General features: G+C 75.3%; 2 protein-coding genes. Both read left to right on the top strand.

Features of this window, described 5'->3' with window-relative positions; genetic code table 11:
- A partial coding sequence (locus AB0I98_RS48795) for an SDR family NAD(P)-dependent oxidoreductase (RefSeq protein ID WP_362952827.1) occupies nt 1-7,086 on the top strand: 7,086 nt, incomplete at its 5' end.
- 32 nt (nt 7,087-7,118) lie between these two features.
- Nucleotides 7,119-10,514 (top strand): beta-ketoacyl synthase N-terminal-like domain-containing protein (locus tag AB0I98_RS48790; RefSeq protein ID WP_362952825.1); only part of this gene is annotated, 3,396 nt, incomplete at its 3' end.

Here is a 10,514-nt window from a genome sequence, read left to right as displayed (position 1 = left end):
GCCGGCCCGGCCGCCGAACAACTGCGCCGCGCCGGCCTGACCTTCCTCGACCCCGAGCGCGCCCTGGACACCCTGGAGGGGATCGTCGCCCGCGGCGAGAGCGCCGTCGCCGTCGCCGACGTCGACTGGACCCGGTTCGCCCCCGCCTACACGGCCGCCCGCCCCTCGGCGCTGCTGGACGACCTGCCCGCCGTCCAGCAGGCGCGGGCCGCCGAACGGGCCGCCGCCGAGCAGCGGCCCGCGACCGGGCTCGCCGCCGGCCTGCGCGGCACGTCCGACCAGGAGCGGCAGCGCGAGCTGCTGCGGCTGGTCCGCACACACGTCGCCGCCGTCCTCGGCCACACACCCGACGGCATCGCCCCCGACCGGGCGTTTCGGGAACTGGGCCTCAGCTCGGTGACCGCCGTCGAACTGCGCGACCGGCTGCGCGCGGCCACCGGGCTCGACCTGGCCCCCTCCCTGGTCTTCGACCACCCCACCGCCACCGCCGTCGCCCGCCACCTGGACGAACTGGCGGGCGGCGCCGAACAGGCGCCCGCCGCGGACGCGTTCGCCACCACCCCGGCCGGCGGCGACGCCGAGCCCCTCGCGATCGTCTCCATGGCCTGCCGTTTCCCCGGCGGCATCAGCACCCCCGACGAGCTGTGGCAGCTGGTGACCGAAGGCGGCGACGCCATCACCGCCTTCCCCACCAACCGCGGCTGGGACGTGGCGGGCCTCTACGACCCGGACCCCGACGCCAAGGGACGCACCTACGTCCGCGAAGGCGGGTTCCTGCACGAGGCCCCCGACTTCGACCCCGAGTTCTTCGGCATCAGCCCGCGCGAGGCCCTGGCCATGGACCCGCAGCAGCGCCTGCTGCTGGAGACCGCGTGGGAGGCGTGCGAGCGCGCCGGGTTCGACCCGACCATCCTGCGCGGCAGCCGCACCGGCGTGTTCGTCGGCACCAACGGCCAGCACTACATGCCGCTGCTGCAGGGCGGCGAGGAGGACTTCGACGGCTACCTCGGCACCGGCAACTCCGCCAGCGTCATGTCCGGCCGCCTCTCCTACGTCTTCGGACTCGAAGGCCCCGCCGTCACCGTCGACACCGCCTGCTCGGCCTCCCTGGTCGCCCTGCACCTGGCCGTGCAGTCGCTGCGCCGCGGCGAGTGCGGCCTGGCCCTGGTCGGCGGCGCGACCGTCATGTCCACCCCGGAGATGCTGGTGGAGTTCTCCCGCCAGCGCGTCATGTCGCCCACCGGCCGCTCCCGCGCCTTCGCCGCCTCCGCCGACGGCGTCGCCCTGGGCGAGGGCGCCGGCATGCTGCTCCTGGAGCGGCTGTCCGACGCCCGCCGCAACAAACACCCCGTCCTCGCCGTCATCCGCGGCTCCGCCGTCAACCAGGACGGCGCGTCCAACGGCCTCACAGCCCCCAACGGCCCGTCCCAGCAGCGGGTCATCCGCCAGGCCCTGGCCGACGCCGGCCTCACCCCCGCCGACGTGGACGCGGTGGAGGCGCACGGCACCGGCACCGAACTCGGCGACCCGATCGAGGCCCAGGCCGTCCTCGCCACCTACGGCACCGACCGCGAACAGCCGTTGTGGCTCGGCTCGGTGAAGTCCAACATCGGCCACACCCAGGCCGCCGCCGGCGTGGCCGGCGTCATCAAGATGGTGCTGGCGCTGCGCGCGGGCACCCTGCCGCGCACCCTGCACGTCGACGCACCCACCCCACGGGTGGACTGGTCCGCGGGCACGGTGTCCCTGCTCACCGAGGACGTCGCCTGGCCCGCAGGCGACACCCCGCGCCGCGCCGCCGTCTCCGCCTTCGGCATCAGCGGCACCAACGCGCACGTCATCCTCGAAGAGTCCCCCCGCGCCGAGCAGCCGGCCGACACCCCCACGCCCGCACCGGATCCCGACTGGTGGGAGGAGGTCACCGTCCCGCTGCTGCTGTCCGCCCGCTCCGAGGCGGCCCTGCGCGCCCAGGCGGCCCGGCTGCGGGCCGGCCTCGTCGAACACCCCGGCATCCACCCGGCCGACGCCGGCTACACCCTGATGACGGCACGCTCCCGGTTCGAGCACCGGGCCGCCGTCATCGGCGAGAGCCGCGAGGAACTCCTCGACGCCCTCAACTCCCTCGCCCAGGACCGGCCGCACCTGGCCGTGCTGCGCGGCACCGCGGGCCCCGGCGAGAGGGTCGCGTTCGTCTTCCCCGGCCAGGGCTCCCAGTGGCCGGCCATGGCCGAAGGGCTGCTGGAGCGGTCCGCCGCCTTCCGCGACAGCGCCCTCGACTGCGACCGCGCGCTGCGCGCCTACCTCGACTGGTCCGTCATGGACGTGCTGCGGCAGGTGCCGGGCGCGCCGTCGCTCAGCCGCGTCGACGTCGTCCAGCCGGTGCTGTTCACCATGATGGTGTCGCTCGCCGCGGCCTGGCGCTCCCTCGGCGTCCACCCCGCGGCCGTCGTCGGCCACTCCCAGGGCGAGATCGCCGCCGCTCATGTCGCCGGCGGGCTGTCCCTCGACGACGCGGCCCGCATCGTCTCCCTGCGCAGCCAGGCCTGGCTGACCCTGGCCGGCCAGGGCGGCATGATCGCCGTCACCCTGCCCGCCGACGCCCTGCGCACCCGCCTGGAGCGGTTCGGCGACCGGCTCTCGGTGGCCGCCGTCAACAGCCCCTCCACCGCCGCCGTCGCCGGCGAACCGGCCGCCCTGCGCGAACTCCTCGACGAACTCACCGCCGACGGGGTGCAGGCCCGGCCCATCCCCGGCGTCGACACCGCCGGGCACTCCGCCCAGGTCGACGCGCTCAAGGACCACCTCATGGAGGTCCTCGCCCCCGTGGCCCCGCGCACCGGCGAGATCCCCTTCTACTCCACCGTCACCGGCGGCCTCCTCGACACCAGCGCCCTGGACAGCGCGTACTGGTACCGCAACATGCGCGAGCCGGTCGAGTTCGAGCAGGCCACCCGCGCGCTGGTCGCCGACGGCCACGACGTCTTCCTCGAACCCAGCCCGCACCCCATGCTCGCCGTCTCGCTCCACGAGACCGTCGCCGACGCCGCAGGCCACGCCGCCGTGCTCGGCACCCTGCGCCGCGACAAGGGCGGACCGCGCTGGTTCGGCGCCGCGCTCGGCATGGCCCACATCAGCGGCGTCGAGATCGACGCCGACGCCCTGTTCGGCGCCGCCTCCCGCCGCGTCGACCTGCCCACCTACCCCTTCCAGCGCGAGCGCTACTGGTACAGCGCGCCCGCCCGCCGCGCCGACGCCTTTGCGATCGGCCTCAGCCAGGCCGCCCACCCGCTGCTCGGCGGCGAGGTCGAACTCCCCGAGTCCGGCGCCGTCGTCTACACCGCCCACCTCGGCGCCGACACCCAGCCCTGGCTGGCCGAGCACGCCCTCATGGGCACCGCCCTGCTGCCCGGCGCCGCCCTCATCGACCTCGCCCTGTGGGCCGGCCGCCGGGCCGGCTGCCCCCGCATCGACGAGCTGACCCTGCAGGCCCCCGTCGTCCTGCCCGACAACGGAGCCCTCGAACTGCGGCTGATGGTCGCCGCCGCCGACGACGACGGCCGGCGCACCCTCACCGTCCACTCCCGCGAGGCGGACGCCGCCCCCGGCTCCCCCTGGCGCCGGCACGCCGAAGCCCTCGCCGCCCCCGCCCAGGACACCGGCCCGCCCCACCCCGCACCCGCCGTATGGCCGCCGGCCGGCGCCGTTCCCGTCGAATCCGGCGCCTTCTACGAGGAGTTCAGCGCCCGCGGCTACGACTACGGCCCCCTCTTCCGCGGCTTGCGCGCCGGCTGGCGGGGCGACACCGACGTGCACGCCGAGGTCGCCCTGCCCCCGCAGGTGGGCGAGGGGGCCGACGGCTTCGGCCTGCACCCGGCCCTCCTGGACGCCGCCCTGCAGGCCATGAGCCTGGGCACGTTCTTCCCCGACGACGGACAGGCCCGCATGCCGTTCGCCGTGCGCGGCGTACGCCTGTACGCCGAGGGCGCCGACCGGCTGCGCGTCACCCTCTCCCCGCTCGGCGCCGACACGGTCCGGCTGCGCTGCACCGACCCGGACGGGCATCGGGTCCTCGACATCGACGAACTCGTCGTCCGCCCCGTCCAGGGCGACCAGCTCGCCGTCGCCGACGCCGCCGGCCGCGCCAAACTCAACGGCGCCCTGTACGAGGTCGACTGGCCGCAGCTGCCGCTGTCCACCACCTTGCCGGTGCGCCGCCTCGCCGTCGTCGGCGAGGACCACGCCAAGGTCGTCGCCGCCCTGGAGAGCGCCGGCGGCGCCTGCGACTTCTACCCCGACCTGCCCGCGCTGCTGGCCGCCCTGGACAGCGGCCCGGCACCCGACACCGTCGCCGTGTCCTTCCCGCGCCACCCCGTCCCCGACGCGGCCGCCGCCCACGCCACCGCGCACCGGGCCCTGGACCTCGCCCAGAGCTGGCTGGCCGCCGGAGCGAAACTCGCCGGCACCACGCTCGCCCTGGTCACCCGCGGCGCCGTCGCCGCCGCGGACGACGAGCAGGTCACCGACCCCGCCGCGGCCACCGTGTGGGGCCTGATCCGCTCCGCCCAGTCCGAGGAGCCCGGCCGCTTCGTCCTGCTCGACACCGACGGCTCCGCCGCGGGCGGCACCGCCATGGCCGCCGCGCTCGCCTGCGGCGAACCCCAGCTCGCCGTCCGCGGCGGCGCCGTCCGCGTCCCCCGGCTGGCCCGGACCGAGACCGGCACCGCACGCGGCGACCTGCTCGTGCCACCCACCGACACCCCCGCCTGGCGGCTCGCCACCAGCGGCACCGGCACCCTCGACGGCCTGACCCTCGCCCCGGCCCCCGACACCCTGGCCGCCCTGCAGGAGGGCCAGGTCCGCATCGCCGTACGCGCCGCCGGCCTCAACTTCCGCGACACTCTCATCGCACTGGGCATGTACCCGGGCGAGGGCGTCATGGGCGCCGAGGGCGCGGGCATCGTCACCGAGGTCGGCCCCGGCGTCACCACCCTCGCCCCCGGCGACCGGGTCCTGGGCATGTGGACCGGCGGATTCGGCCCCTACGCGATCGCCGACCACCGCATGCTCGCCCCGATCCCCAACGGCTGGACCTGGGCCGAAGCGGCCTCCGTGCCCGCCGTGTTCCTCACCGCCCAGTACGCGCTCACCCGCCTGGCAAAGGCCCACCCCGGCCAGTCGCTGCTCATCCACGCCGCGGCCGGCGGCGTCGGCATGGCCGCCCTCCAACTCGCCCGCCACCTCGGCCTGACCGTGTACGCCACGGCCGGCACCGGCAAATGGGACACCCTGCGCCGCCTCGGCCTGACCGAGACCCACCTGGCCAACTCCCGCACCACCGACTTCGCCGACGCATTCCTCACCGCGACCGGCGGCCGGGGCGTGGACATCGTCCTCAACTCCCTCACCGGCGACTTCGTCGACGCCTCACTGAGCCTGCTGCCCCGCGGCGGCCACTTCCTGGAACTGGGCAAGGCCGACGTCCGCGACCCCCGGCGCATCGCCGCCGAGCATCCCGGCACCCGCTACCAGGCCTTCGACCTCGTCCAGGCCGGCCCGGACACCGTCGGCGAGATGCTCGGCGAACTCCTCGCCCTGTTCGCCTCCGGCGCCCTGAGGCCGCTGCCGCACACCACCCACGAGATCCGCGGCGCCCGCGAGGCCTTCCGCACCCTCAGCCAGGCCAAGCACACCGGCAAGCTCGTGCTGACCATGCCGCCGTCCTTCGGACCGTACGGCACCGTCCTGATCACCGGCGGCACCGGCAGCCTCGGCAGCGCCGTCGCCCGCCACCTGGTCACCGCCCACGGCGTACGCCACCTCGTGCTCGCCGGCCGCAGCGGCATGGCCGCCGAGGGCGCCGCCGCCCTCGCCGCCGAACTCACCGCACACGGCGCCGAGATCACCGTACGGGCCTGCGACGCGGGCGACCGCGCACAGCTGGCCGCACTGATCGCCGACATCCCCGCCGACCGGCCGCTGACCGCCGTCGTCCACACCGCCGGCGTCCTCGCCGACGGCACCCTGCCCACCCTCACCCCCGACGGCCTCGACACCGTCCTGCACCCCAAGGTCGACGCCGTCCTCAACCTGCACGACCTCACCCGCGACCTCGACCTGTCGGCGTTCGTCCTCTACTCGTCCTCCTCGGCGCTGTTCGGCAGCCCCGGCCAGGGCGGCTACGCGGCCGCCAACGCCTTCCTCGACGCCTTCGCCGGCTACCGGCGCTCCCTCGGCCTGCCCGCCACCTCCCTCGCCTGGGGCCTGTGGTCCACCGACAGCCGCATGGCCGGACACCTCGACCAGAGCGGCATGCACCGGCGGCTCGCCCGCGGCGGCGTCCTGCCCCTCACCGACACCGAGGGCCTGGCCCTGTTCGACGCCGCCCAGAGCGTCGACACCCCCCTGCAGGTACCGATCCGGCTCCACCACGCGGCCCTGCGCACCGCCGGAGCCGTCCCCGCCTTCCTCAGCACCCTCATCGGCGACACCGCACCGGCCGACAGCCCCGGCCGGCCGGCCGCACCGGCCGACACCCTCGCCGACCGGCTCGCCGGCCTGCCCGCCGAGGAACAGCAGCAACTCGTCCTCGACGCCGTCCGCGCCCACGCCGCCGCCGTCCTCGGCCACGGCGGCGCCGACAGCATCGTCGCCGACCGCGCCTTCAAGGAACTCGGCTTCGACTCCCTCACCGCCGTCGAGATGCGCAACCGGCTGGCCGCCGCCACCGGACTGCGGCTGGCCGCCACCCTCGTCTTCGACCACCCGACCCCGACCGCGCTCGCCGCGCACCTGCGCCGCCAACTGATCCCCGACAGCGCTACGGCCACTTCCGCCGCCGACCTGCGCGGCAGCTCCGTGCTGGCCGAACTCGACCGCCTGGAAGCCCTGTTCGGCGCCCTCGCCGACGGCACCGACACCCCCGACGACACCGCGCACCAGGAGATCGCGGGCCGCCTCGCCGCCCTCGCCGGCCTGTGGAACGGCCTCGGCGACACCACCGGCACGGTCGACGGCGCCGCGGTGACCGAGTCCCTCGAGGACGCCGACGACGACGAGATCTTCGCATTCATCGACGAGCGGTTCTAAAAGACCGCCCAGCACGTGACGGGTGACCAGACATGGGACACGAAGACAAGCTCCGCGCCTACCTGAAGCGGGCGACGACCGAACTGCACCGCACCAGCGAGCGCCTCAAAGAACTGCAGGCACGGGCCCACGAGCCCCTCGCCATCGTCGGCATGGCCTGCCGCTTCCCCGGAGGCGTCAACTCCCCGGAAGACCTCTGGGAGCTGGTGGAATCCGGCACCGACGCCGTGTCCCCGCTGCCCGCCGACCGCGGCTGGGACGTGGCGGGCCTCTACGACCCCGACCCCGACGCGGCCGGCCGCAGCTACTGCCGCGAAGGCGGCTTCCTGCAGGCCGCGGGCGCCTTCGACCCGGCGTTCTTCGGCATCTCCCCGCGCGAGGCGGTCGCGATGGACCCCCAGCAGCGGCTGCTGCTGGAAACCTCCTGGGAGGCCCTGGAACGGGCCGGCCTCGACCCCCGCTCCCTGCACGGCTCCCGCACCGGCGTCTTCGTCGGCGCCTGGGACGGCGGCTACACCTCGGGCGTCCACGCGCCCTCCGCCCAGCTGGAGGGCGACCTGCTCACCGGCAGCGTCGTCAGCTTCACCGCCGGCCGCATCTCCTACACACTCGGCCTCGAAGGCCCCTCCGTCACCGTCGACACGGCCTGCTCCTCCTCCCTGGTCGCCCTCCACCAGGCGGCCCGCTCCCTGCGGGCGGGGGAGTGCGACCTCGCCCTGACCGGCGGCGTCACCGTCATGTCCACCCCGGCCGTCTTCGTCCAGTTCGCCCGCCAGCGGGGGCTGGCCGCCGACGGCCGCTGCAAGGCCTTCGCCGAGGCCGCGGACGGCTTCGGCCCCGGCGAAGGCGCCGGCATCATCGCCGTCGAACGCCTCGGTGACGCCGAACGCAAGGGCCACCGCGTGCTCGCCGTCATCCGCGGCTCCGCCGTCAACCAGGACGGCGCGTCCAACGGCCTCACCGCCCCCAGCGGCGCCGCCCAGCAGCGCGTCATCCGCCAGGCGCTCGCCGACGCCCGCATCACCGCGGCCGACGTGGACGCCGTCGAGGCACACGGGACCGGGACGCGGCTGGGCGATCCGATCGAGGCGCACGCCCTCATGGACACCTACGGCAGCGCACACACCGCCGAACGGCCGCTGTGGCTCGGCTCGCTGAAGTCCAACATCGGCCACACCCAGGCCGCCGCCGGCGTGGCCGGCGTCATCAAGACGGTGCTGGCCCTGCGGGCCGGCGTCCTGCCCAAGACCCTGCACATCGACGCCCCCTCCGCGGAGGTGAACTGGGCCTCGGGCGCCGTCTCGCTGCTGACCGCCCGCCAGGACTGGCCCGAGACGGGGCGCCCCCGCCGGGCGGGCGTGTCCTCGTTCGGGGTGAGCGGGACGAACGCGCACGTGATCCTGGAACAGGCACCGCTCGAGGACCACGCCGAGCGCCAGGTGACGCGTGAACTGCCCGTGGTTCCGCTGGTGGTGTCCGCCCGCTCGACGAAGGCCCTGAACACACAGACCGCACGCATACGGGAACACCGCGAACCCCGGCTGCTGGACGTGGGGTTCAGCCTGGCGTCCTCGCGGTCGGTGTTCGAGCACCGGCGGGTGGTGCTCGGCGATGACGTCGTCGAGGGGGTGGCTGCTCCGGTCGGCCGGCGGGTGCTGGTGTTTCCGGGGCAGGGGACGCAGTGGGCCGGGATGGGGGCGGGGCTGCTGGAGTCGGCGCCGGTGTTCGCGGCGCGGCTGCGCCAGTGCGCCGACGCGCTCGCCCCGTTCGTCGGCTTCGACGTGGTGGAAGTGGTGCGTGAGGGCTACGAGTTGGACCGGGTGGAGGTGGTCCAGCCGGTGACCTGGGCGGTGATGGTGTCCCTGGCGGAGCTGTGGCGCTCGCTGGGCGTGGTGCCGGATGCGGTGGTGGGGCATTCGCAGGGCGAGATCGCCGCGGCGGCTGTGTCGGGTGCGCTGTCGTTGGAGGATGCGGCCCGGGTGGTCGCGCTGCGGGCGGCGGTGATCGGGCGGGAGCTGGCCGGGCTGGGCGGCATGGCGTCCATTCCGCTGCCCGTGTCTCAGGTGGAGGAGCGGCTTCAGGCGTGCACCGGTCTGGGTGTTGCGGCCGTCAACGGCCCCTCCAGCACGGTCGTCTCGGGGGATGCGGACGCGATCGTGGCGTTCGTGGCCGCCGCGCAGGAGGAGGGCATAAGGGCCCGTCAGGTCCCGGTCGACTACGCCTCCCACTCCGCCCACGTGGAACGCATCGAGGCCGAACTTCTGGACGTGCTGGCCCCGGTCACCCCGCTGCGTCCGCGGATCCCGTTCCATTCCACGGTCACCGGTGAGCTCGAAGATGCCCTGGATGCCGGGTACTGGTATCGCAACCTGCGCCACCCGGTCCGCTTCGAGGAGACGATCCGGCTGCTGCTGGGCAAGGGCTTCGGCACGTTCGTGGAGTCCAGCGCCCACCCGGTGCTGACCATGGGCATCGAGGAGAGCGCCGCCGACGCGCTGGTCACCGGCACCCTGCGCCGCAGCGACGGCGGCCTGGAGCGGTTCCTGACCTCCGCCGCCGAACTGTTCGTCCGCGGCACCGACATCGACTGGGCGGCCCTGTTCGACGGCACCGGCGCCCGTCAAGTCGACCTGCCCACCTACCCCTTCCAGCACCAGCACTACTGGCTCGAACCCTCCGCCCCCGCCAACACCGCCCCCACCGGCACCGACACCTGGCGCTACCGCGTCACCTGGCAGCACCTGGCCGAGACCGGCACCCCGGTCCTCGACGGCCGCTGGCTCCTCGTCCTCCCGGACACTCCGGACACTCCGGACACTCCGGACGACGGCACCGCGGAGGCCGTGGAGGCCGCGCTCACCGGTCACGGCGCCCGCACCGACCGCCTGACCCTCGATGCGGCCGACGCCAGCCGTGAAACGCTGGCCGCGCGGCTGGCGTCGTACGAGAACCTCACCGGCATCCTCTGCCTCCTCGGCACCGACGAACGCCCCCACCCGGACCATCCGGAGCTGCCGCTGGCCGCCGTCGGCACCACCGTGCTCGCCCAGGCCGTCGCCGACTGGGGCGGCACCGCGAAGGTGTGGGCGCTGACCCGGGGCGCCGTGGCCGTCGCGCCCGGCGAGCGGCCCGGCCCGGCCGGGGCGCAGGTGTGGGGTCTGGGGCGCGGAATCGCCCTGGAACACCCGACGCTGTGGGGCGGGTCGGTGGACCTGCCGGCCGTGGCCGACGCCCGCGCCGGGCAGCGGCTGGTGGCCGCCCTGGCCGGGACGGCGGGGGAGGACCAGATCGCCGTACGGGCCTCCGGCCTCTACGGCCGCCGGCTCGTCCCGGCCGGGAGCACACCCGCCCGCCGCGCCTACACCCCGCGCGGCACCGTCCTGGTCACCGGCGGCACCGGCGCGCTCGGCGGCCACGTCGCCCGCTGG

Origin of the sequence: Streptomyces sp. NPDC050211 (genome assembly GCF_040656035.1) — a bacterium.
Classification (GTDB): domain Bacteria; phylum Actinomycetota; class Actinomycetes; order Streptomycetales; family Streptomycetaceae; genus Streptomyces.
This window is presented reverse-complemented; position numbering and strand designations above follow the sequence as displayed.